At 67.5% G+C, this 21,244-nt stretch carries 23 protein-coding genes and 1 pseudogene; 17 read left to right on the forward strand and 7 right to left on the reverse strand.

All coding sequences use genetic code 11. The features are described 5' to 3' along the window. Window positions 1-57: 57 nt before the first annotated feature. Both B840_RS02675 and manA read left to right on the forward strand, forming a co-directional pair. Window positions 58-1,059 carry a MurR/RpiR family transcriptional regulator gene (locus B840_RS02675; RefSeq protein WP_042620849.1) on the forward strand — a complete coding sequence of 334 codons (1,002 nt, stop codon included), beginning with the start codon at window positions 58-60 and terminating at the stop codon, window positions 1,057-1,059. Window positions 1,060-1,064: 5 nt separating this feature from the next. After that, window positions 1,065-2,225 (forward strand): mannose-6-phosphate isomerase, class I, encoded by a 1,161-nt coding sequence (gene manA, locus B840_RS02680; RefSeq protein WP_042620850.1) that lies wholly within the window; start codon window positions 1,065-1,067, stop codon window positions 2,223-2,225. Between the two features lie 24 nt (window positions 2,226-2,249). On the opposite strand, the gene B840_RS12820 is transcribed toward manA, so the two are convergent. Beyond that, window positions 2,250-3,080: a hypothetical protein gene (locus B840_RS12820; RefSeq protein WP_052491065.1), complete on the reverse strand. Its 831-nt coding sequence runs from the start codon at window positions 3,078-3,080 to the stop codon at window positions 2,250-2,252. A gap of 111 nt (window positions 3,081-3,191) precedes the next feature. Here B840_RS12820 and B840_RS02690 point away from each other — a divergent pair, with 111 nt between their 5' ends. The 8 genes from B840_RS02690 (at window position 3,192) to secA (ending at window position 12,291) form a co-directional block, all read left to right on the forward strand. Continuing rightward, complete coding sequence (locus B840_RS02690) at window positions 3,192-3,545, forward strand: DUF4259 domain-containing protein (RefSeq protein ID WP_042620851.1); 354 nt, start codon at window positions 3,192-3,194, stop codon at window positions 3,543-3,545. A 128-nt stretch (window positions 3,546-3,673) separates the two neighbouring features. Next, window positions 3,674-4,273 carry a dTMP kinase gene (locus tag B840_RS02695; protein WP_042620852.1) on the forward strand — a complete coding sequence of 200 codons (600 nt, stop codon included), beginning with the start codon at window positions 3,674-3,676 and terminating at the stop codon, window positions 4,271-4,273. Between the two features lie 24 nt (window positions 4,274-4,297). Further along, complete coding sequence (gene mtrA / locus B840_RS02700) at window positions 4,298-4,978, forward strand: MtrAB system response regulator MtrA (protein ID WP_042620853.1); 681 nt, start codon at window positions 4,298-4,300, stop codon at window positions 4,976-4,978. A 36-nt stretch (window positions 4,979-5,014) separates the two neighbouring features. After that, window positions 5,015-6,541: an MtrAB system histidine kinase MtrB gene (mtrB, locus tag B840_RS02705; RefSeq protein ID WP_042620854.1), complete on the forward strand. Its 1,527-nt coding sequence runs from the start codon at window positions 5,015-5,017 to the stop codon at window positions 6,539-6,541. Further along, complete coding sequence (gene lpqB, locus B840_RS02710) at window positions 6,538-8,247, forward strand: MtrAB system accessory lipoprotein LpqB (protein ID WP_042620855.1); 1,710 nt, start codon at window positions 6,538-6,540, stop codon at window positions 8,245-8,247. Before mtrB ends, lpqB begins: the two co-directional genes overlap by 4 nt. Before the next feature lie 5 nt (window positions 8,248-8,252). Further along, entirely contained in the window at window positions 8,253-8,855 is a 603-nt protein-coding gene (locus B840_RS02715) for a ComF family protein (RefSeq protein WP_042620856.1), read from the forward strand. An 88-nt stretch (window positions 8,856-8,943) separates the two neighbouring features. Then, window positions 8,944-9,612: a ribosome hibernation-promoting factor, HPF/YfiA family gene (hpf, locus tag B840_RS02720; RefSeq protein ID WP_042620857.1), complete on the forward strand. Its 669-nt coding sequence runs from the start codon at window positions 8,944-8,946 to the stop codon at window positions 9,610-9,612. Between the two features lie 135 nt (window positions 9,613-9,747). Further along, a complete protein-coding gene (gene secA, locus B840_RS02725) occupies window positions 9,748-12,291 on the forward strand; it encodes a preprotein translocase subunit SecA (protein ID WP_042620858.1) in 2,544 nt (847 codons plus the stop codon). A 4-nt stretch (window positions 12,292-12,295) separates the two neighbouring features. Here the strand turns inward: secA and B840_RS02730 are convergent, their stop codons facing one another. After that, a complete protein-coding gene (locus tag B840_RS02730; RefSeq protein ID WP_042620859.1) occupies window positions 12,296-12,673 on the reverse strand; it encodes a hypothetical protein in 378 nt (125 codons plus the stop codon). A 36-nt stretch (window positions 12,674-12,709) separates the two neighbouring features. On the opposite strand from B840_RS02730, the pseudogene B840_RS02735 reads away from it, so the two are divergent. From B840_RS02735 to B840_RS02750, 4 genes and pseudogenes are all read left to right on the forward strand, one after another. Further along, window positions 12,710-13,177: pseudogene (locus B840_RS02735) on the forward strand (HAD-IA family hydrolase); the annotation flags it as partial. Then, window positions 13,178-13,684, forward strand: coding sequence for a DUF6912 family protein (locus tag B840_RS02740; protein ID WP_042620861.1), 507 nt, complete (start codon window positions 13,178-13,180; stop codon window positions 13,682-13,684). Window positions 13,685-13,773: 89 nt separating this feature from the next. Then, window positions 13,774-14,817, forward strand: a complete 1,044-nt coding sequence (locus tag B840_RS02745) for a ferredoxin reductase (protein ID WP_042620862.1) — start codon at window positions 13,774-13,776, stop codon at window positions 14,815-14,817. Window positions 14,818-14,826: 9 nt separating this feature from the next. Beyond that, complete coding sequence (locus B840_RS02750) at window positions 14,827-16,146, forward strand: fatty acid desaturase family protein (RefSeq protein ID WP_042620863.1); 1,320 nt, start codon at window positions 14,827-14,829, stop codon at window positions 16,144-16,146. Window positions 16,147-16,263: 117 nt separating this feature from the next. On the opposite strand, the gene rsgA is transcribed toward B840_RS02750, so the two are convergent. After that, entirely contained in the window at window positions 16,264-17,265 is a 1,002-nt protein-coding gene (gene rsgA, locus B840_RS02755; protein WP_042620864.1) for a ribosome small subunit-dependent GTPase A, read from the reverse strand. A 2-nt stretch (window positions 17,266-17,267) separates the two neighbouring features. Continuing rightward, window positions 17,268-18,548 (reverse strand): 3-phosphoshikimate 1-carboxyvinyltransferase, encoded by a 1,281-nt coding sequence (aroA, locus tag B840_RS02760; protein WP_156971937.1) that lies wholly within the window; start codon window positions 18,546-18,548, stop codon window positions 17,268-17,270. Between the two features lie 19 nt (window positions 18,549-18,567). Between aroA and B840_RS02765 the strand changes: the two genes are divergently transcribed. Continuing rightward, the gene (locus B840_RS02765) at window positions 18,568-19,236 is read left to right on the forward strand and encodes an SOS response-associated peptidase (protein WP_042620866.1); all 669 of its coding nucleotides are present in this window, start codon (window positions 18,568-18,570) and stop codon (window positions 19,234-19,236) included. Here the strand turns inward: B840_RS02765 and B840_RS02770 are convergent. After that, complete coding sequence (locus tag B840_RS02770) at window positions 19,209-19,691, reverse strand: aminoacyl-tRNA deacylase (protein ID WP_042620867.1); 483 nt, start codon at window positions 19,689-19,691, stop codon at window positions 19,209-19,211. The genes B840_RS02765 and B840_RS02770 overlap by 28 nt on opposite strands. 48 nt (window positions 19,692-19,739) lie before the next feature. On the opposite strand from B840_RS02770, the gene B840_RS02775 reads away from it, so the two are divergent. Together B840_RS02775 and rsrA are read left to right on the forward strand one after the other, a co-directional pair. Continuing rightward, window positions 19,740-20,348: a sigma-70 family RNA polymerase sigma factor gene (locus B840_RS02775; RefSeq protein WP_042620868.1), complete on the forward strand. Its 609-nt coding sequence runs from the start codon at window positions 19,740-19,742 to the stop codon at window positions 20,346-20,348. After that, a complete protein-coding gene (gene rsrA / locus B840_RS02780) occupies window positions 20,345-20,602 on the forward strand; it encodes a mycothiol system anti-sigma-R factor (RefSeq protein ID WP_042620869.1) in 258 nt (85 codons plus the stop codon). The genes B840_RS02775 and rsrA overlap by 4 nt, the downstream gene beginning before the upstream one ends. Window positions 20,603-20,679: 77 nt before the next feature. Here rsrA and B840_RS14035 read toward each other — a convergent pair whose 3' ends face one another. Together B840_RS14035 and B840_RS02785 are read right to left on the reverse strand one after the other, a co-directional pair. Next, on the reverse strand, window positions 20,680-20,754 hold the full coding sequence (locus B840_RS14035) for a 50S ribosomal protein bL37 (protein WP_373277303.1): 75 nt from the start codon (window positions 20,752-20,754) through the stop codon (window positions 20,680-20,682). A gap of 90 nt (window positions 20,755-20,844) precedes the next feature. Then, window positions 20,845-21,108 carry a WhiB family transcriptional regulator gene (locus B840_RS02785; RefSeq protein WP_042620870.1) on the reverse strand — a complete coding sequence of 88 codons (264 nt, stop codon included), beginning with the start codon at window positions 21,106-21,108 and terminating at the stop codon, window positions 20,845-20,847. Between the last annotated feature and the right edge of the window lie 136 nt (window positions 21,109-21,244).

Here is a 21,244-nt window from a genome sequence, read left to right on the forward strand (position 1 = left end):
GCCCCGCCGGTAGCGAACACGGCCGGTGCGCGCGAACGGACAGTTATCCTGGAACGCATGGATAACAGTTCCCTCGAGGCCTACCTGGACGGCTCCACCTACAACCGGGAGACAGTCAGGTTCTACGACGTCGCCCACGAAGGCGCCCAGATCCGTGCCGTCGTGGGGGCCATCCCCTCGCTCCGGGGGCTGCACCAGCTGCAGCCGCGCAGCGTCGTGGTCGTCGCGATGGACCAGGTGTCGGACGCCTCCGCACGGTTCGTCGGGCGGATGCGGTCCCCGCTGCGCACGCCGCTGGTGATCACCGACTCCCTGCCCAGCTACGTCGGCGCCCTGGACATCGTCATCGTCCTCGGCGACCGCGCCGACGACCCCGACACCTCCCGGGGGCTGATCAGCGCGGACCGCCGCGGAGCGACCACCATCCTGGTCGGCCCGCCGCGCGGACCGATCCTGGAGGACGCGCCGGACGACACCATCGTCGTCCCCGCGTTGCCCACCGTCTTCGGGGCATCGCCCGCCCGCTCCATCGCCGCCCTGAGCGCCGTTCTGGATCTGCTCGAGGAAGACTCCGATCTGGTCGCGCAGCGCCTCAGCGACACCGCCGACTGCGTCGACGAGGAACTGGAGCAGCTGTCCCCCGAGCGGGATTCCCTGGTCAACCCCGGCCGGCAGCTACGGGAGTACGTCGACCTGGCCCGCGTCGTCCACACCGGGCGCGGCAGGCCGGGATTCGCCGTGGCCGAGCTCATGTCCGTCGTCTGGTCCCTCAAGGGAATGGCCTCCGGAGTCGCCGCCGTCGACGAGCTGGAGCTTCCTCCCCCGGCGCCGGAGCACAACATCTTCCACGATCCGTTACTGGACGGCCCCGTCGATTTGCTAGCCTTGAAGGTTGTTGTCTGGGCAGAGGATCCCGACGTGGCCGCCGCGCTGCCCGGTGCCATCGCCGTCAACTGCGACACCCCGGGCACCGGCCCGTTGGCCGCCGCACTGAAACTCATCACCCGAGGCCTCGCGGCAACGGCGTACGACCTGCCCGAAGCCCCATCGGAGGACTAAACTAGATGCAGAAGCTGACCGGCACGCTCCGGAGCTACCCCTGGGGATCGCGCACCCTCATTCCGGAGCTGCGTGGACTTCCCTCACCCTCCACCCGCCCGGAGGCGGAGTTGTGGTTCGGAGCCCATCCAGTAGGTTCGTCGACCATCCAGGACCGGGCCCTCACCGACATCATTGCCGCGGATCCCGTCGCGGCGCTCGGCAGTCGCGTGTACGGGCAGTACGGCGACAACCTGCCTTTCCTGCTCAAGATCCTCGCCGCCGCGGAGCCGCTGTCCCTCCAGGCGCACCCGTCGGCTGAACAGGCCAGAGAAGGCTTCGAGCGGGAGAACAGGCTCGGCATCCCCCTCAACGCGGGCAACCGCAACTACCGGGATCCCCGGCACAAACCGGAGCTCGTCGTCGCGCTCACAGATTTTCACGCGATGGTGGGCTTCCGCCCCCTCGACCAGACCCTCGAGCTCTTCGCGGTGCTGGCGTGCCCCGAACTCGACCGCTACCTGACGATCCTGGACCCCGCGGCCGAGACAGACAGCCTCCGCGGCCTGTTCACCACGTGGATCACCATCCCGTCGGCCGCGCGCAGGCAGCTTATCGACGCCGTCGTCGCCGCCGCCCGGAACCGGCCCGCCTGCGGGGACTGGATCTCCGGCGTCCTGTCGACGGTGCTCGAGCTGCAGGAACGCTACCCCGGGGACATCGGCGTGCTCGGTGCCCTGCTGCTCAACCACCTGCAGCTGTCTCCGGGGGAGGCCCTCTACCTCGACGCGGGGCACCTCCACGCGTACGTCAGCGGGCTGGGCGTCGAGGTCATGGCCAACTCGGACAACGTTCTGCGCGGCGGCCTGACGTCCAAGTACGTCGACGTCCCGGAACTCGTCCGGATCCTCGACTTCACCTCGCTCAGCGATCCGGTGGTCACCCCCGTCGACGGCGAATACGTCGTCCCCGCCGGCGAGTTCCGGCTCCTCCACAGCCGGTTGACCGCCGGAGAAGAACTGCTGGTCGACCATGACGGCCCCTCCATCGCACTGTGCACCTCCGGGACGGTAACCCTGGGGGACCTGGAACTCAGCCCCGGTGAAGCCGTGTGGATCCCCGCCTGCGACCCGGCGTGCGCCGCCACGTCGGCGTCCACGGGCGAACTCTTCATCGCCCGGGCCTGACGCGCGGGGCCGGGAGCACCCAGCCTAGGAACCTAAGGTGAACCAGTTGCCGAAGGGCCACCAGCCGGCCTTCTGCTGGGGCACGGCGGCCTGCTCGACCTCCGGGTCCGGGGCGGGGGCGACAGCCTCCTGCTGCTCCTGGGGCTCCTCCTGCCCCGCAGGCTGGTCTGCGCCGGCATCCGGGGCGTTGTCCGCCGTGGTGGCGGGCGCGGCCGGCTCGACGGTTGTCGTGGCTGCGGTGGCCGTACCAGCCTCGGCAGGTTCCGTAGCTTGCGCAGGCCCAGCCGTTTGCAGGGGCTCAGTAGATTCCGCCTGGTCGGCAGGACTGGTCGGTGCGGGGCTTTCGACGGGAAGGGTGGCCGGGGCCGCGGGGTTGTCCGTGGCGGTGGTCGGTGCGGGGGTCCCGTCCGGTGCGGGCGTCCCTGCGTCGGCCGGCGCCTCCTCCCGCGTCGTCGCAGGTTGCGCGGGCTCGGCGGATTCGGCGGAAGCCTCCGCGGACATGACGTTCTCGGGCCGGTAGACCACTGTGGGGTCGATGTTGGTGGGGGCGGCCTGCACCACGGCGTGAGGTGCCAGGTAGGGGTCGTCGGGGGCCGTGGGGGAGATCAGCTGCGGGTCGGGCGCCGGGGAGACGGTCGCGTCTTCGGCGGGGGTGGTGGTCTGGATCCGGCCTGCGGACTCGGAAATTGTGGCTACCTCGGTGGTGACCGTGGCAATATCAGAGGCGGAAGGTGTGGAGGGCGTGCCCGCGCGCCAGACTCCGTACCCGATGGCGACGGCGGCGATCAAGCCGACGGCGATGAACAGGTACACGCGACGGTTTTCGGCTTTCACCTTGCCCTTTGTCCCTTCCATGGAAATCCTGATAACAACTCGGTAACAACATAGCAGAGATCATGTGCAAACGACCTGGTTTGCGGGGCTGAAAGGGCCCGCGCGTCGGCACGCAGAGAGGACCTGGAAGCAATGAGTACTTGGGACGTGGCAATCTTCGGCGAGGAAGACAACATCGATTTCCTCGACGAACTCAATGACCTGGACGACGACGACATCATCGAGGCGGTCCGCGACGCCTGCCTGCTGGTACTGAAACAGCCGAACGTCTCCGAGGTCGAGCGGAAGAACGGGCTGGCGGCGGCGACCATTGCCGCCATCTGGGCCGGCGCGCCGTTCTCGGCCGGGGACGTCGCGGATTCGTACCCCTACATCCGGGCGCTCATCGGTTCCGGCGATGAGACGTTGAACGAGGCTGCGGCCGAACTGCTGGAGACCGTGGAGGAAGATCAGGACGTGGATGCTTTCACGGAGGCGCTCTCCTAGCGGGCACGGCACCCGGTGTCCCGGTGCCCGGCGTCCCGCGGCCGGCTCACGGCGCTGCAGGCTGAGCGGGCCGGGTACATTGGCGTGGATGCCGCAGGTCCCTACGAGCCGGAGCACCACCGATACTGATGATCATCGCAATTGAAGGAATAGACGGCGCCGGAAAGAACACCCTGGTCAACGCGATCAGGGAGAGTTCGGGCGTCCCCGTCGCGGTACTCGCGTTCCCGCGCTACGACAGTTCTGTCCCCGCCCAGCTCGTCGCCGAGGCGCTGCACGGGCGGATGGGCGACCTGACCGACTCCGTCTACGCCATGGCCACCCTGTTCGCCCTGGACCGGTACGGCGCCCGGGAGCAGCTCATGCGCTACGTCGACTCCGCGGAGATCATCCTGCTCGACCGCTACGTCGCCTCCAACGCGGCGTATTCGGCGGCGCGTCTGCAGGATGACGCCGTCATGGACTGGGTCCACGATCTGGAGTTCGGGAGACTGGGTCTTCCGGTCCCGGACCTGCAGGTTCTCCTGGCTACCGACCCTGGGACGGCGTCGCAGAGGGCCCTCTCGCGGGAGGCGCAGGACACAAGCAGGGAAAGAGATCGTTACGAACGTGACACCGGCCTGCAGAAACGGACCTATGATGCATATCTGAGGCTCGCTGAACGGGACTGGGCGGGTCGTTGGCTCGTCACCACCGATCCCGCGGATATCCTGCAAGAAATCAGATGATCACCGAAGGAACGTGATTTTTCCATGGCGCCAAAGATTCTCGTCGTCGACGACGATCCGTCGATCTCCGACATGTTGACCCTCGTCCTCGAGACGGAGGGGTTCGAACCGGTGGCCGTCATGGACGGTAATGAAGCCGTGCAGGCGTTCCGCGAGCACCAGCCGGACCTGATCCTGCTTGATCTCATGCTGCCGGGCATGAACGGCGTGGATATCTGCCGTGCCATCCGCCTGGAGTCCGCCGTGCCCATCGTCATGCTCACCGCCAAGACCGACACGGTGGACGTGGTGCTGGGGCTGGAGACCGGCGCGGACGACTACATCACCAAGCCCTTCAAGCCGAAAGAGCTGATCGCCCGCATCCGGGCGCGTCTCCGCCGCACCGAAGCCGCGCCCAACGAGATCCTCGAGGTCGGGGATCTGACCATCGACGTCCCGGAACACACCGTCAAGCGCGGCCACGAGGAGATCTCGCTCACCCCGCTCGAGTTCGATCTGCTCCTGGAGATGGCGCGGAGGCCGCGGAAGGTCCACACCCGCGAGGAGCTGCTGGAGAATGTGTGGGGGTACCGCCACGCCTCCGACACCCGGCTGGTCAACGTGCATGTGCAGCGGTTGCGCGCCAAGATCGAGAAGGACCCGGAGAATCCGCAGATCGTGCTCACCGTCCGGGGCGTGGGCTACAAGACGGGCATGGGGGAGTAGCTCATAGTCCAGAAGTTGGCGGCCTATTTTCACCGGGTGTACGACCGCATCAGCGAGACCTGGCGGACCTCGCTGCAGGTGCGGGTCATCGGGTCGATTTTCCTCGCCTCCGCGGTCGTCATGTTCATCCTGGGGATGTCCCTGATTTCCGTCGTCACCTCGCGGCTGGTGGATACGAAGCTGGACATCGCCAACTCGGAGATCGACCGCGCCCGCGTGACGGTGGAGCAGCAGATCGACGCCACGTCGGCGACGTCGACGGCGCAGGTGCGCATCAACTCGGCGCGGGCGTCGCTCACGCAGCGCACGTCCCAGTCGGACATCGCCGCGGTGTACGAGCCGGTCCTCGTCGTCGCAGGCCAGGAGGGGTCGGTGATCTCCGCGCCGGAGGGGTACCGCATCCCGGAGAAGTTGCGGCGCTTCGTGTCCGAGGACCAGGTCTCCTACCAGTTCGCCAACGTCAGCCGGGCGGACGGTTCCACCTATAACGCGCTGGTCATCGGCACGCCCACGGACACGGACATTCCGGATCTGCAGGTCTACCTGGTGATGTCCATGGAGTCGGACGAATCGACCCTGGCGCTCCTGCGCGGCCTTCTCTCCGCGGCGAGCGTGGTCGTGGTCGTGCTGCTCGTGGGCATCGCTTGGCTGGCCACGCAGCAGGTGACGGCGCCGGTCCGCTCGGCGTCGAGAATTGCCCAGCGGCTGGCCGCCGGACATCTGCGCGAACGCATGGCCGTCGACGGCGAGGACGAGATGGCGCGCCTGGCCATCAGCTTCAACGACATGGCGGAAAAGCTGTCCAGCCAGATCCAGCAGCTCGAGGAATACGGCGACCTGCAACGTCAGTTCACCTCGGATGTGTCCCATGAGCTGCGCACCCCGTTGACCACGGTCCGCATGGCCGCGGACCTGATCGCCTCCGACCCGGACAGCCTCGAACCCCACACCCGGCGTGCTTCCGAGCTGATGATCCGCGAGCTCGACCGCTTCGAGGAGCTGCTCACCGACCTCCTGGAGATCTCGCGGCACGACGCCGGCGTCGCCGACCTCTCCGAGGCGCGTATGGACGTCCGCTCCTGCATCACCGCCGCCTGGGAGCAGACCGCGCACCTGGCGACCGCGCTGGATGTCGAGGTCCGGTTCCACACCCCCGACGAGCCGGTGCTCATCACCGGTGACCCGCGGCGCATCGAACGCGTGCTGCGCAACCTCTTCGCCAACGCCATCGACCACTCGGAGGGCAGTCCCATCGACGTGGTTCTGGCGGCCAACGAGGAGGCCGTGGCAATCACGGTCACCGACCACGGGGTGGGACTCAAACCGGGGCAGGAGGAGCTGGTGTTCAACCGTTTCTGGCGCGCCGACGCCTCCCGCCGCCGCCACTCCGGCGGGACGGGGCTGGGGCTGGCCATCGCCCGGGAGGATGTGGCGTTGCACGGCGGACGCCTCGACGCGGCGGGAACCATCGGGGTAGGTTCGCAGTTCCGGGTGGTCCTGCCGCGGGAGCCGCGGCAGATGTTCACCGAGAGCCCCCTGGAACTGGAGGCACCGACGCCATGAGAATTGCCCTCACCCTGACCGCGGTTGCGGCGGCCGTCGGCCTGCTCACTGCGTGCACGACCCTGCCCACCGACACTGAACCGCAGGCGCTGCGTTCCTTTGAGCCGCAGGTGGTCGAGCAGACAGATCTGGGACCACAGCCCGGTCAGGAGCCAGACCTTCTCCTCCGCGACTTCTACACCGCCTCCGCGCACCCGGTGCAGGACTACCAGTCGGCCCGTTCCTTTCTGACGACGGAGACCGAGGAGCAGTGGAATCCCAGCGAGTCGATCCTGGTGGTCGACCGGATCGACCTGATCACCCAGCCCGGTTCCACTTCGGAACGCCGCTCATTCAACGTGCGCGGGTCCGTGGTAGGCCGGATCGCCACCGGCGGTTCCTACGAGCCGGAGAACGGCGTTTACGAGGCGACCGTGGAGATGGTGCGGGAGAACGGACAGTGGCGGATCTCCGCGCTGCCCGCGGGCGTGGTGCTGGAACGAACCGAGCTGCGCAACCAGTTCCAGCCGCAGCGCCTCTTTTTCGCCGCCCCCTCGGGCAACGTCCTGATCAGTGATCGCCGGTGGATCTACTCAGGCCACCAGGCATTGGACACCGCCCTGATCACCCTGATGATGGAAGGCCCGTCGCCGACGCTGGCGCCGGCGGTCAACGACCTTCTGCCTCCGGAGGCCACCTTCGCAGGCGTGGTCGACGGGGCCTACAATTTCACCGGCCTCGCCGACGCGGACGATGAGGCCAGGCGCCTGTTCGCGGCGCAACTCGTGTGGACCCTGGCGGTGGCCAACGTCCCCGAGCCCTACGCGGTGCTCGCCGACGGGGTGCCCCTGTCCGCGGAGTACGAACAGCTCACCACCGACGACTTCGCCGAGTTCAACCCCCTGGTCAACACGTCCAGGACGGTGCCGCTCTACGCACTCACCGACGGTGTGGTCAGCCGGGTCGCATCCAACCAGGTGGCCCCGGTGGACGGGGAGCTGGGTAGCCTGCGCGACATCGAATCGGTCGACATCACCTCCACCGGGTCCGTCGCCGCGGTGCGGAAGGAGGGCACCGGGCCGGACAGCTCGGTGCTCATGTCCGGCACTCTGGAGGAGGGCCTGCGCGAGGCGCTGCGGGCCGAGACAATGTCGCGCCCCACCTTCGAGGTCGACCCGCAGAATCAGTGGGTCGTCGTCGACGGGGAGACCGTCGTCCGGGTGGTGTACTCCGGGCCGAGCGGCGAGTTCACCCGCTCCGAGGTGGACTCCTCGGAAATTGACGGGCTGGAGGGCGACATCTCCGTTCTTCGGCTGTCCAGGTCCGGCGCGCGCGTGGCCATGATCATCGACGGCCGCGTCCATGTCGGGGTAGTCAACCGGGTGGGGCCCGCGGACAAACGGATCGTCAACGTCCGCGAGCTGGCCCCGCAGCTGGGCGGCACGGCACTGTCCCTGGACTGGCAGCCGGACGGCTCGCTCATCGTGGGCACCTCCACGCCGGAGACCCCGGTCTGGCGCATCGAACAGGACGGCTCGGCCGTCACCTCCCTGCCCTCCGGCAACATCACGGCCCCGGTCGTCGCGGTCGCCGCGGCGCCGTCGATGATCTACCTCACTGACGCGAACGCGGTTCTCCAGCTGCCGACGACCGGCGGGGACAACGTCTTCTGGCGTGAGGTCTCCGGCCTGCAGGGCGTGCGTTCCGCACCCGTGGTCGCCTACTGACGCCGATGGACCTGCTGCTTCCGCGCCGCTGCGCCGGGTGCGCCTCCCCGGGGGCCCATCTGTGCCCGCGGTGCAGGCAGACGCTGCGCAACCCGCCGCGCCGTATCCACACCCGCGTCGACCCGCACGTGCCGGTCTGGTCGCTCGGCCCCTACGCCGGCACCCACCGCCGGGTGGTCCTCTCGATGAAGGAGCGCCGGAACCTGGCGGTCCGCCGGCTGCTCGGCCCGGTGCTGGCAGCCTCCGTCACGCATCTGCAGGCGCGCGGCGAGCTTGCTGACGCCCTCGTGCTCGTCCCTGCGCCGACCCGGGCGGCGTCGGCACGCGTCCGGGGCGGGGACCCGGTGGCCGACGTGTGCGCGGCGACCGGGTTGGAGGTGTGCGACGCCCTGCGGCACGACCGGTCGGTGGGGGACCAGGTGGGCCTCGGGGTGGAGGGCCGACGACGCAACCTCGCGGGGGCGCTGGAACTGCGTCGCAGGCCCGGTGGCCGGGTGCTCCTGGTGGACGATGTAGCGACCACCGGATCCACCCTCGCCGCCAGTTCGGAAACCCTCTTCGCGGCGGGCTGCGACGTCGTCGGCGCGCTGGTGATGTGCCACGCCTGAATATCAGGGGGGTTCACCGCCCCGGTTATGACCGGATGTAACATGGGAGGTGACTTGAGTTGTCCCACCAATTGTAGGGAGGAAGCAGATGACATCACCTGCTGAGAACACCGATGTCCTGAGCCCCGAGGCGCAGGTCACCATCACGGGGCGGAACGTCGAGGTGCCCGAGCACTTCGCCGAGCGCGTCAACGCGAAGCTCGCCAAGATCGAGCGCCTGGATCCGACCCTCACGTTCTTCCACGTGGAACTCCAGCACGAGCCGAACCCGCGCCGTGAGTCGGAGTCCGACCGCATCCAGATCACGGCTACCGGAAAGGGCCACCTGGCCCGCGCCGAGGCCAAGGAGGACAGCTTCTACGCTGCACTGGAAACCGCTCTGGCCAAGATGGAGCGTTCCCTGCGCAAGGTCAAGGCCCGCCGCTCCATCTCCCGCTCCGGCCACCGCGCGCCCCAGGGTGCAGGTGTCGTCGCCGCGGAGATCGCCGCGGAGGCGGAGAAGGCCCGTGCGGCCGACGACCGGTACGAGGCGGACCCCTATGCGGATTCCGTCAAGGACGTCGTCCCGGGACAGGTCGTCCGCACCAAGGAGCACACCGCCACCCCGATGAGCGTCGACGAGGCGCTGTCGGAGATGGAGCTCGTCGGCCACGATTTCTACCTCTTCATCAACGAGGAGACGAACCGCCCGTCCGTGGTGTACCGCCGCCACGCTTTCGACTACGGCCTGATCGCTCTCGCCGCCGAAGAGAACTAGGAATCTTCCGCCGGTTTAACGCCTACCGCCGCTCCCCAGGCACATCATGTGCTGCCGGGGGCGGCGGTGTCGTCGTTGTTGCGTACAATGGCGCGGAAGAAACTAGTTTCCATTCAACCTAAAGGACGACTGCACGTGTTTGGACTGTCCAGGCTGCTTCGCGTCGGTGAAGGGCGCACCGTCAAGCGCCTCAACAAGATCGCGCAGGACGTTCTCGCCCTCGAGGACGAGTACGCCGCGCTGAGCGATGAGGAACTCAAGGCCAAGACCGGTGAATTCAAGACCCGCCTCGCAGACGGGGAGTCCCTCAACGATCTCCTGCTGGAGGCTTTCGCCACCGCCCGGGAGGCGTCCTGGCGGGTGCTGGGGCAGAAGCACTATCTCGTCCAGGTGATGGGCGGCGCGGCCCTCCACTTCGGCAACGTCGCCGAGATGAAGACCGGTGAGGGCAAGACCCTGACCTCCGTCCTGCCCGCCTACCTCAACGCGCTCGAGGGCAAGGGCGTGCACATCGTCACGGTCAACGACTATCTGGCCAGGCGCGACGCTGAGATGATGGGCCGTATCCACCGTTTCCTGGGGATGTCCGTGGGTGTGATCCTCTCCGAGATGCAGCCGGCGCAGCGCGCCGAGGCCTACCGGGCGGACATCACCTACGGCACCAACAACGAACTCGGCTTCGACTACCTGCGCGACAACATGGCGCGCTCCCTCGGCGACCTGGTCCAGCGCGGCCACCATTACGCCATCGTCGACGAGGTCGACTCGATCCTCATCGACGAGGCGCGCACCCCGCTGATCATCTCCGGCCCCGTCGACGGTTCCTCGCAGTTCTACAACGTGTTCGCGCAGTTGGCGCCCCGCCTGCGGGAGGGGATCCACTACGAGGTGGATCAGCGCAAGCGCACCGTCGGCGTGCTCGAGGACGGCGTCGCCTACGTGGAGGACCAGCTGGGCATCGGTAACCTCTACGCCCCCGAGAACTCTTCCCTGGTCATCTACCTCAACAACTCCCTGAAGGCCAAGGAGCTGTTCGAGCGCGACAAGGACTACATCGTGCGCAACGGCGAGGTCATGATCGTCGACTCCTTCACCGGCCGTGTGCTGGGCGGCCGCCGCTACAACGAGGGCATGCACCAGGCGATCGAGGCCAAGGAGGGGGTGGAGATCCAGAGTGAGAACCAGACCCTGGCCACCGTCACCCTGCAGAACTACTTCCGCCTCTACGAGAAGCTGGCGGGCATGACCGGCACCGCCGAGACCGAGGCCGCCGAGCTCCACCAGATCTACAAGCTCGATGTCGTCCCGATCCCGACCAACCGCCCGAACCAGCGCGAAGATCTCGTGGACCGGGTGTACAAGACCCAGGAGGCCAAGTTCGCGGCCGTCTCCGACGACATCGCCGAGCGGGTGGAGAAGGGTCAGCCGGTCCTCGTCGGCACCACGTCGGTGGAGCGCTCGGAGTACCTGTCCCAGCTGCTTCAGCGCCGGGGAATTGTGCACAAGGTCCTCAATGCCAAGCACCATGAGCAGGAGGGCCAGATCATCGCCCAGGCGGGTCTGCCGGGCGCCGTGACCGTGTCCACCAACATGGCCGGCCGCGGCACGGACATCGTGCTCGGCGGCAACCCCGAGGTCATCCTCGACATCCGCCTACGCGAGCGCGGCCTGGACCCCTTCGAGGACGAGGAGGCCTACCAGAAGGCGTGGGACGAGGAGCTGCCGAAGGCCAGGAAGCGGGCGAACGAACTGGGCGACCAGGCCCGCGCCGCCGGCGGCCTGTACGTGCTGGGCACCGAGCGGCATGAGTCCCGCCGCATCGACAACCAGCTGCGCGGCCGTTCCGGGCGTCAGGGCGACCAGGGCGCGACCCGTTTCTACCTGTCCATGCGGGATGAACTCATGGTCCGTTTCGTGGGGCAGTCGATGGAGAACATGATGAACCGGCTCAACGTGCCGGACGATGTCCCCATCGAGGCGAAGATGGTCACCAACTCCATCAAGGGCGCGCAGGCGCAGGTGGAGAACCAGAACTTCGAGATGCGCAAGAACGTCCTCAAATACGACGAGGTGCTCAACGAGCAGCGCAAGGTGATCTACGCCGAGCGCCGCGAGATTCTCGAGGCCAAGGACATCAGCAAGCACATCCGCAACATGGTCAACGAGACCGTCTCGGCCTACGTCGACGGCGCCACCGCCGTCGGTTACGTCGAGGACTGGGACCTCGATTCCCTGTGGAACGCTCTCGATTCCCTCTACGGCCCGGGCTTCACGTGGCAGGAGCTGGTCGACGGCTCGGAGTACGGCGCCCCGGGAGAGCTCACCGCCGATCAACTCCGCGAGGCTCTGCTCGCGGACGCCAACCGCGAGTACGACCGGCTGGAGGAGAACGTCTCTGCCATCGGCGGCGAGGCCCAGATGCGCAACATCGAGCGCATGGTGATCCTGCCGGTCATCGACACCAAATGGCGCGAGCACCTCTACGAGATGGACTACCTCAAGGAGGGCATCGGCCTGCGCGCAATGGCGCAGCGAGATCCGCTGGTCGAGTACCAGAAGGAGGGCGGCGACATGTTCAACGCCATGAAGGACGCCATCAAGGAGGAGACGGTCCGCCAGCTGTTCCTGCTGCGCAAGCAGTTCGAGCCGCAGCCTGCGCCGCAGGTCTCCGAGGCCTGATCCGTCAGAGCACGCGGAAGCTGACCAGGCGCCGCCCGGCCATGCGGGCAGTGAAGGCGTGTGCCCGGCCGGCGGAGACGGCGGTGCCGAACATCTCTCCGCCCGGCCGCAGATGGAGGGTGTCCACCCGGACGGGGCCGCGGATGCCCTGACGTTGCCGTGCGGACGCGTGCAGGCGCACCGGCGCCGCGAACTGCGCGGGCTTGAGCTGGGGGAGGGGCCGCATGCCGAAAGCGGCCTCCAGTGCGATGCGCACCAGCGCCTCCGCCCGGCGCTGGGATCCATCGGGGGGCGGCGGGGGTGACGGAGGGGTGGCGCCGGCGCGCGGCGGCCCGGGAGTGAGCACCTTGAGGTGCGTCAGACCGGGTACGGGGGACAACATGGCTGCTCCTGAGAGGTCTCTAGGGGCAGACGCGGGTGGGCTGGGTATCATTGTGGCACGCAGACAGCGAAAACACATGTGAGGGAGCAGCGAGTGCGCGGATTGATCGTCGACTTTGTCGGAGTATTGGACGGACCGGAGGAAGAACAGCGCCGGTGGAAAGATCTCTTCGCCGCCGCGAAGGCGAACGGTGTCGCCACCGCCATCCTCTCGAATAACCCGGGCGGCCCCGCCGCGGAGGAGATCCGCGAGTGGGAGTACCGCGGCATCGTGGATGCTGTGCTGCTCTCCGGTGAGATCGGCGCCGAGAAGCCCGAGCCGGCGGCCTTCGCCGCGGCCGCCGAGGCGATTGAGCTGACGGTCAACGACTGCGTGCTCGTCGACGACTCGATCCTCAACGTCCGCGGCGCGGTCGAGGCGGGTCTGGTCGGTGTGCTGTACCAGGTGTTCGACCGGGCGGTCATCGAGATCTGCGCGATCTTCGACATCGAGGGCGAGTTCTAGGTGCGCGTCTACCTGCCCGCCACCTTCGCCATGCTGACCGGCCTCAACGAAACCGGGACAATGACGGCCCGGTCGGGCTGGGGCTTCGCCGCCACTCCCGCGCTGGTGGAGTTCTACACCGCCGGCGACGAGGACGAGATCGGTTACGCCGCTTTCCTCGACGCCGCCGAGGCCTCCCTCCGGCTGCTGGCCGTCGGTGATGAGGAGACTTTCCCGTATCGGCGGGTGGTCGTCTCTGTCGACGTGGACGACGCTGCGGTGACGCTCGCGCCGGAGAACGGCGAGTCCGTGGTCGCTCTGTCGCCGGCCCAGATCTCTCTGGCGGACATCGCTGCGATCCACATTGACGTGGCGGAGTCGGAGGCGGCCACCCGGGCGGCCATCGACGCCGTCGACGCCGCTGACCTCGGCGACGAGGACGCGGAACTTGCCGTCGGCGATGCACAGGACAACTTCATGGCCTTCTATGATCCGACTGAACTGCCGTTCCTCGTCGAACTTCTCTGAGGAAGTCCCGGCGGGGTGATGGACAAGTAGGTTACGTTGACGTAAGCTACGCGCTCGTAAACAATGCTATTCCTTCTGAGGAGGGGTCGATGACCGAATCACCCGACGGACTCGCACGCTTCCGCAACGTTCTGCGCCGTTTCACCACGCCGCTGCTGCCGGACGACTACACCGTCCTGGCAAACCCGCTGTGGTCCAAGCGTGAACTGCGGGGCAAGATCGAGCGTGTCGAACGCTTCCCGGACGACACCATCCACCTGGTCATCCGCCCCGGTTGGGGTGTTCCGGTGAACTTCAAGGCCGGCCAGTACATCGGCATCGGCCTGCGGGTTGACGGCCGCTACACCTGGCGCAGTTACTCGCTGACCAACGCCCCCGACACGCGGGACGGGCTCTTCGCCATCACCATCCGCGCGGTGGAGAAGGGCAGGTTGTCCAACCACCTGGTCGGCACGGCCCAGCCCGGCATCAATGTGCGCCTGGCCGCGCCCGCCGGCGATTTCCACCTCACCGATCCGGTCCCGGAGAAGCTGCTCTTCGTCACGGCCGGTTCCGGCGTCACCCCGGTGGTGGCCATGCTGCGCACGCTCGTCGACCGCCGCCAGGTCACGGACATCAAGGTCGTCCATTCCGTCCGCAACCGCTCCGACCTCATCTTCGAGGACGTCCTCGAGGACTTCGACGCGCACATCCAGGTCACCTCCGAGCAGGGCAGGGTCTCTCCGGCGGTGCTGGAGGAGCTGGTCCCCGACTACCGCGAGCGCGTCGTCTACGCCTGCGGCCCGGCCACCATGCTCGATGAGCTCGAGACCTGGGCCAGCGACAACGACATCGAGATCCGCGTCGAGCGTTTCACCCTCGAGCGGGCCTCCGACGCCAAGGGCGGCACCATCACCTTCGCCCGCCGCGGCATCCAGACGGCCGCCGACGGCGCGACCACCATCCTCGAGGCCGGTGAAGCAGCGGGCGTGCAGATGCCCTTCGGCTGCCGCATGGGTATCTGCCAGACCTGCGTGCGCGAGCTCGTCGACGGACACGTCCACGATCTGCGCACCGGCGACACCAGGGAACCAGGTTCCCGTATCCGCACCTGTGTCGGCGTCGCCGCCGGCGACATCACGATCGACGCCTAGGAGGCGCACATGGCCATCGACAACATCAAGGCATACTCCCACCTCACCGACGAAGACATCCGCGAGATCGGCCGCCGTCTCGACGCCATCAAGGAGGAGTTCGAGGCTGACCTCGGCGAGAAGGACGTCCGCTACATCAAGGGCCTGATCCGCACCCAGCGTTACATGGAGATCGCGGGCCGCGGCGCGCTGCTCTTTTCCGGCCGGAAGCCGTTCTGGCTGGCGGGCGTGACGCTGCTCTCCCTGTCCAAGATCCTCGAGAACCTCGAGATCGGCCACAACGTCATGCACGGCCAGTGGGACTGGATGAACGACCCGGAGATCCACTCCACCACCTGGGAATGGGACAACGTCTGCCCCTCCTCCCAGTGGATGCACACCCACAACTTCGCCCACCACAAGTACACCAACATCCTGGGCATGGACACCGACGTCGGATACGGCGTCCTGCGCGTCACCCGCGACCGCAAGTGGGCCGCGATGCACAGCTTCCAGCCGGTGATCAACCTCGCTCTGGCGACGCTGTTCCAGTGGGCTGTGGGCTACTACGACGTCGAGCTGGGCAAGGTCGCCGCAGGCAAGGCCACGTGGAAGGAGACCGCGCCGAAGTTCTGGGAGACCACCCGCAAGGCGGGCACCCAGATGCTGCGCGACTACATCCTGTTCCCCGCGCTGTCGGGCCCGAACTTCTTCCACACCGTCTCCGCCAACGCCACCGCCAACTTCGCCCGCTCCGTGTGGGCCTACGCGGTGATCTTCTGCGGCCACTTCCCGGACGAAGCGGAGACCTTCACCAAGGAACAGTGGAAAAACGAGACCCGCGACGAGTGGTACCTCCGCCAGATGCTCGGATCCGCCAACTTCCGCGGAGGCAAGATCCTCACGATCCTGTCGGGCAACCTCAACTACCAGATCGAGCACCACCTCTACCCGGACATGCCCTCCAACCGGCTGTCGCACATCGGTGAGCGCGTCCAGGCGATCTGCGAGGAGTTCGACCTGCCGTACAACACCGACTCCTTCCCTGCGCAGCTGGTCAAGGTGCAGCGCACCCTGCTGAAGCTCTCCCTGCCGAACAAGTACCTGGCGGCCGACCGCGACAATGCCCCGGAGGTCCGCTCCAACGCGGCCTTCACCAAGTACCCGGAGGTCGAGTCCAAGGTCTGGGTCGGCGAGAACGAGTCCGGCGAGCGGGCCGGCCTGCGCACCGGCCTGGGCCTCCTGGCTAAGCTGCGCCCCTCCGTGAAGGAAGCCATGCTCAACTTCACCGGCCGCACCCCGGAGTGGCGCAGCAAGGTTGTCGCCGCGGAGCCGCAGAAGGCGGTGTAGGACACCTTCCGGCCACATAGAGGTAAAGAAATACCCCGTTAACCTGCCACGGCAGGTTCCCGGGGTATTTTTCCGCTTGCGGGTGCAGGCTCCCGGAGATCACTGATCCGGCAGTCCCTACATCTCCCACTCGTTGTTGGAGCTGAGTGCCTCGAGCAGCTTGCGCACCGCGTCGCGTCGCCGTGCCGAGGCCGTGTCGGGGTCGAAGTTGTCGAGCGCGCACTCCGGGTCGGCCGGCGGACCGAGGTGGGTGCAGCCCCGCGGGCAGTTCTCCACGGCGGCTGCCAGATCCTCGAAGACCCCGATGACGGTGTCCGCGTCGACATGCGCCAGGCCGAAGGAGCGGATGCCGGGGGTGTCGACGATCCAGCCGCCCCCGGGCAACCGGAGCGCCACCGACTGGGTGGAGGTGTGCCGCCCCTTGCCCACGCCGGAGACCACGCCGGTCTCGCGGTGCGCATCCGGGACCAGACGGTTGACCAGGGTGGACTTGCCCACGCCGGAATGACCGACCAGGGCGGTGACCTTGCCCTCCAGCATGTCGCGGAGTTCGTCGACGGGGTCGTCGACGCCGGCGTAGACGACGGTGACGTCGAGGTCCTCGAACTCCGCCGCAAAGGGGGCGGGGTCGGTGAGGTCGGACTTGGTCAGGCAGAGGATCGGGTGGACGTTGCCCACGAACGCCGCGATGAGGGCGCGCTCGACGAAACCCGAACGCGGCGGGGGGTCCGCCACGGCGGTGACGATGAGCAGCTGGTCGGCGTTGGCGACGACGATGCGCTCGAAGGGGTCGGTGTCGTCGGCGGTGCGCCGGAGGACCGAGGTGCGCTCCTCGAGCTTCACGATGCGCGCCAGGGTGCCCTCCCGGCCGGAGGTGTCGCCGACCAGGCCGACGCGGTCGCCCACCTCGACGGCGGTGCGGCCCATCTCCCGGGCGCGCATCGTCACGATCGGTTCCTCGCGGCCGTCGAGGACCACGCCCCAGCGGCCGCGGTCCTTGGTGACGACCATGCCGAACTCGGCGTCGTCATGCGACGGGCGGTCCTTGGTGCGGGGGCGGGTCCCCTTGCGGTTGGGGCGGATGCGGATATCGGATTCGTCCCAGTGTCGTTTACTCATGCTCAGCACCCACGGACCATGTCCTCCCACATGGTCTCGAAGCCGGGCAGGGTCTTGGAGGTGGTCTGGATGTCCTCGACCTCCACACCGGGGACGAGCAGGCCGATGATGGCGCCGGCGGTGGCCATGCGGTGATCGGCGTAAGAGTGCCAGACGCCGCCGTGGAGATCGGCGGGGGTGATACGGAGGCCGTCGTGGAGTTCCTCGCACCGGCCGCCGAGCCGGTTGATCTCCGCGCTCAGTGCGGCGAGCCGGTCGGTTTCGTGGCCGCGGAGGTGGGCGATGCCCGTCAGTTCGGAGGAGGTCGCCGCGAGTGCCGCCAGCGCGGCGACGGTCGGGGTGAGTTCGCCGATGTCGGACATGTCGAGTTGGATGCCCTCCAGCCGGCAGTTCGAAGGCCCGGTGACCTGCAGGTCATAACCGGGGCCGGAGTCGGCGGCGATGATCTCGACGTCGCAGCCCATGCGCTCGAGAATGTCGCGGATGACGTCCCCCGGCTGGGTGGTGTCCAGCGGCCAGTGGGGGATGCGGACGGTTCCTCCGGTGACGGCGGCCGCGGCGAGAAAGGGGGTGGCGTTGGAGAGGTCGGGCTCGATCTGCCAGGTTCTGCCCTTGATCGGGCCGGGATGAACCTTCCATATGTTCTCGGAGCAGTCGACCTTCACCCCGGCGAGCCGGAGCATGGCCACGGTCATCTCGATGTGCGGCATGCTCGGCAGCTTGCCGCCGGTGTGGTGGACCGTGATGCCCTTGGTGAAGCGGGGCGCGGCCAGCAGCAGACCGGAGACGAACTGGGAGGAGCCGGATGCGTCGATCTCCACGGCGCCGCCCGCCGGCGCCCCGTCGCCTTCGACCGTGAAGGGGAGGGTGTCGCCCTCGACCTGCACCTCGAGAGCGCGCAGGGCGTCGAGGATGGTGTTCATGGGCCTGGTCCTGGCCTGGGGGTCGCCGTCGAAGACGACGGTGCCGTCGGCCAGGGCGGCGACGGGCGGGACGAAACGCATCACGGTGCCGGCCAGGCCGCACTCGACCTTGCCGCCGTGCAGCGGCCCGGGTTCAATGTGGACCTCCCCGCCGACCTCCCGGACTCCCACGCCGAGGGCGCGCAGCGCGTCCGCCATGAGGGCGGTGTCGCGGGAATGCAGCGCGTTCTCGATCACCGACGGGTAGTCGGCGAGAGCGGCGAGGATGTAGGCACGGTTGGTTATCGACTTGGAGCCGGGGATGTGCTGGGTCCACCGGATGGGTCCGTGAGTAGTGGGCGCGGGCCAGAGGGCGGTCATGTCGTCCATAATAGATCCTATGTGTGGACGTTTCGTTCTCTTCACCACCGACGAGTCCCTGCTCGCCCATGTCGGAGGCCTGCCCGGGGTCTCCGAAGTCCATGCGCCGCAGGGCACTCCCGGGCCCCGCTACAACATTGCGCCGACGCAGATCGTGCCCGTGGTGCGTATCGACGGCCCCGTGGCCCGCGTCGAACCTGCCCGGTGGGGGCTGCTGCCGCACTGGAAGAAGGACGACTCGGGTCCGCCGCTGTTCAACGCCCGAGGGGAGACCATCGCGACCAAGCCGAGTTTCCGGGACGCCTTCAAGCATCAGCGCGGCCTCATCCCCATGGACGGCTACTACGAGTGGCACGACGACGGCGGCGGCAAGGTGCCGCACTTCGTCAGCCTGGGGGAGGGGCGGATCATGTGGGCCGCGGCGCTCTGGGCGACGGGGCTCGGCCGGTTGTCTGCGACGATCGTCACCACCGATTCCGCCGGCCCCCTGGCCTGGCTGCACGACCGGTTGCCGCGTTTCCTCGCAGAGGAGGAGATCGAACAGTGGACGACGGGTACGCCCGAACAGGCCGCGGAGCTGCTCCACCCCACGCCGTTGGATTACCTCGAACACCTCACCGTCCGTCCCGCGGACAGGTCCGTCGGCAACGTGCGCAACGACTACCCCGAGCTGATATCCGAGAACTGAGCGGACGTCAGCCGCGCCAACTGGAGCGGGGGCAGTGCGATGTCCAGTCCCCGGCGCCCGCCGGAGACGTACACCACGGGCTGTTTCTCGACGCCCGCGTCAATCACCGTGCGCAGCGCCGTCTTCTGGCCCAGCGGGGAGATGCCTCCCGGGACATACCCGGTGGCGCGTCGAGCCTTGGCAGGATCGGCCATCGTCACCGAGCGCACTTCCAGGGCCGCGGCCGCCTTCTTCAGCGACAGGCGGCCGGACACCGGAACACAGCACACGGCCAGCCCGCGGCCTGTGTCCACCACCAGGGTTTTCAGTATCAGCTCCGGGGGAACGTCCAGTGCCGCGGCGGCGTGGTCGCCGAAGTGGTCGCGGCCCGGGTCGAAGCGGTGGAGCTGGTGGGGGACCGCGGCGTCGAGAAGCACGCGCACAGCGTTGGTCGGGGCGGAAGGTCGTCGGCTCACTCATCTACAATGGACCGGAATTGATCCGGACCACAAGGAAAGGTGCCGATGTCGGACATCGAGCTCGCCTCCCGTTTCGAGGAGGAGGCACTGCCCCTGCTCGACCAGCTCTACGGCGGTGCCCTGCGCATGACGCGCAACCCCGCTGACGCAGAGGATCTTGTGCAGGAGACCTACCTTAAAGCGTTCAAGGCCTTCGATTCCTACCGGCCGGGGACCAACCTCAAGGCCTGGCTGTACCGGATCATGACGAACACCTACATCAACGTCTACCGGAAGCGCCAGCGTCAACCCGTGCAGGCGCCGACCGAGGTGATCAGCGACTACCAGCTGTACACCACCAGTTCGCACGACTCCACGGGGCTGGAATCGGCTGAGGTCGCCGCGCTGAAGAACATGCCGGACGGCAAGATCGCCGAGGCCATGAACCAGTTGTCCGAGGACTACCGCATGGTCGTCTACTACGCGGACGTCGAGGGCCTGGCCTACAAGGAGATAGCCGAAATCATGGGCACTCCCATCGGCACGGTGATGAGCCGCCTGCACCGGGGAAGAAAACAGCTGCGCCAGTTGTTGAAAGGGGTGGCACATGAACAGGGGATCGGTCTCAACCACCCCGACATGGACATCACTACCCGGGAAGAGAGCAAGAAGTGAAGGAAACCTGCGGATACAGCTGCGACGAGATTCAGGCCCAGCTCTGCACGCTCCTGGACCCCGGCACTTCCCCGGAGCAGGCGCGCGCGCTGTTGGACTCCATCGCCGAGTGCCCCACATGCTACGGCCGGCTGGAGTCGGAGCGTGAGATCCGGGCGATCCTGCAGCGCTGCTGCACCGCGGAGGCCGCGGCACCGGCGAGCCTGCGCCAGCGGATCTCCATGCAGATCAGGGTGACCCGCTTCCAGGGTTAGGCGGGTGCAGGGCAGAAAAAACCGCCGACCGGGCATGTGCTCGGTCGGCGGTCTTTTCGCCGCTTCATGCTCCTGATTTAGGAGTTCGGGCGCTTACCGTGGTTCGCGCTCTTCTTGCGACGGGCACGACGCTTGCTACCACGCTTGCTCATGTGATTCTCCTTGGGTGAGGTGGTTGTAAACTTCCGTCAACTGTAGCGCTCGTGCCCGCCGGCGAGAAAATTGGGTCTGATCCGACCGTTCTAAACTGCGACGCGGGTGCGGCCGCGGCCACGGGAGTTGCGGCGCTTGAGGGCGCGTCGCTCGTCCTCGGACATGCCGCCCCAGACGCCGGCGTCCTGGCCGGTTTCGAGGGCCCACTTGAGGCACTGGGAGGTGACGGGGCAGCGGTTGCAGACGATCTTGGCCTTGGCGATCTGGGTGAGGGCAGGGCCGGAGTTGCCGACGGGGAAGAAGAGTTCCGGATCCTCGTCGCGGCAGATTGCTTCGTGGCGCCAATCAGACATGGGTAAGTCTCCTTAATAAGTGAAATGAAGCGCGGGCGTAGAAATGCGCACCAGATGAGGCCGGTGAACTCGACCTTCGAAGAAAAGTGCAGGCGCTACGGTGTCGGGCCGGGGCTCTGTAAGCCCTTACCTCGGT

This window comes from Corynebacterium marinum DSM 44953 (assembly GCF_000835165.1).
Classification (GTDB): Bacteria; Actinomycetota; Actinomycetes; order Mycobacteriales; family Mycobacteriaceae; genus Corynebacterium; species Corynebacterium marinum.

Coding starts and splice junctions, on each gene's coding strand:
- rsgA (WP_042620864.1), bottom strand. CDS start 17,265: ATGAGTAAACGACACTGGGACGAATCCGATATCCGCATCCGCCCCAAC.
- B840_RS02715 (WP_042620856.1), top strand. CDS start 8,253: ATGGACCTGCTGCTTCCGCGCCGCTGCGCCGGGTGCGCCTCCCCGGGG.
- lpqB (WP_042620855.1), top strand. CDS start 6,538: ATGAGAATTGCCCTCACCCTGACCGCGGTTGCGGCGGCCGTCGGCCTG.
- B840_RS02775 (WP_042620868.1), top strand. CDS start 19,740: ATGTCGGACATCGAGCTCGCCTCCCGTTTCGAGGAGGAGGCACTGCCC.
- B840_RS02750 (WP_042620863.1), top strand. CDS start 14,827: ATGGCCATCGACAACATCAAGGCATACTCCCACCTCACCGACGAAGAC.
- B840_RS02730 (WP_042620859.1), bottom strand. CDS start 12,673: ATGTTGTCCCCCGTACCCGGTCTGACGCACCTCAAGGTGCTCACTCCC.
- B840_RS02695 (WP_042620852.1), top strand. CDS start 3,674: ATGATCATCGCAATTGAAGGAATAGACGGCGCCGGAAAGAACACCCTG.
- aroA (WP_156971937.1), bottom strand. CDS start 18,548: ATGACCGCCCTCTGGCCCGCGCCCACTACTCACGGACCCATCCGGTGG.
- B840_RS02745 (WP_042620862.1), top strand. CDS start 13,774: ATGACCGAATCACCCGACGGACTCGCACGCTTCCGCAACGTTCTGCGC.
- manA (WP_042620850.1), top strand. CDS start 1,065: ATGCAGAAGCTGACCGGCACGCTCCGGAGCTACCCCTGGGGATCGCGC.
- mtrA (WP_042620853.1), top strand. CDS start 4,298: ATGGCGCCAAAGATTCTCGTCGTCGACGACGATCCGTCGATCTCCGAC.
- B840_RS12820 (WP_052491065.1), bottom strand. CDS start 3,080: ATGGAAGGGACAAAGGGCAAGGTGAAAGCCGAAAACCGTCGCGTGTAC.
- hpf (WP_042620857.1), top strand. CDS start 8,944: ATGACATCACCTGCTGAGAACACCGATGTCCTGAGCCCCGAGGCGCAG.
- B840_RS02675 (WP_042620849.1), top strand. CDS start 58: ATGGATAACAGTTCCCTCGAGGCCTACCTGGACGGCTCCACCTACAAC.
- B840_RS02690 (WP_042620851.1), top strand. CDS start 3,192: ATGAGTACTTGGGACGTGGCAATCTTCGGCGAGGAAGACAACATCGAT.
- B840_RS02765 (WP_042620866.1), top strand. CDS start 18,568: ATGTGTGGACGTTTCGTTCTCTTCACCACCGACGAGTCCCTGCTCGCC.
- B840_RS02785 (WP_042620870.1), bottom strand. CDS start 21,108: ATGTCTGATTGGCGCCACGAAGCAATCTGCCGCGACGAGGATCCGGAA.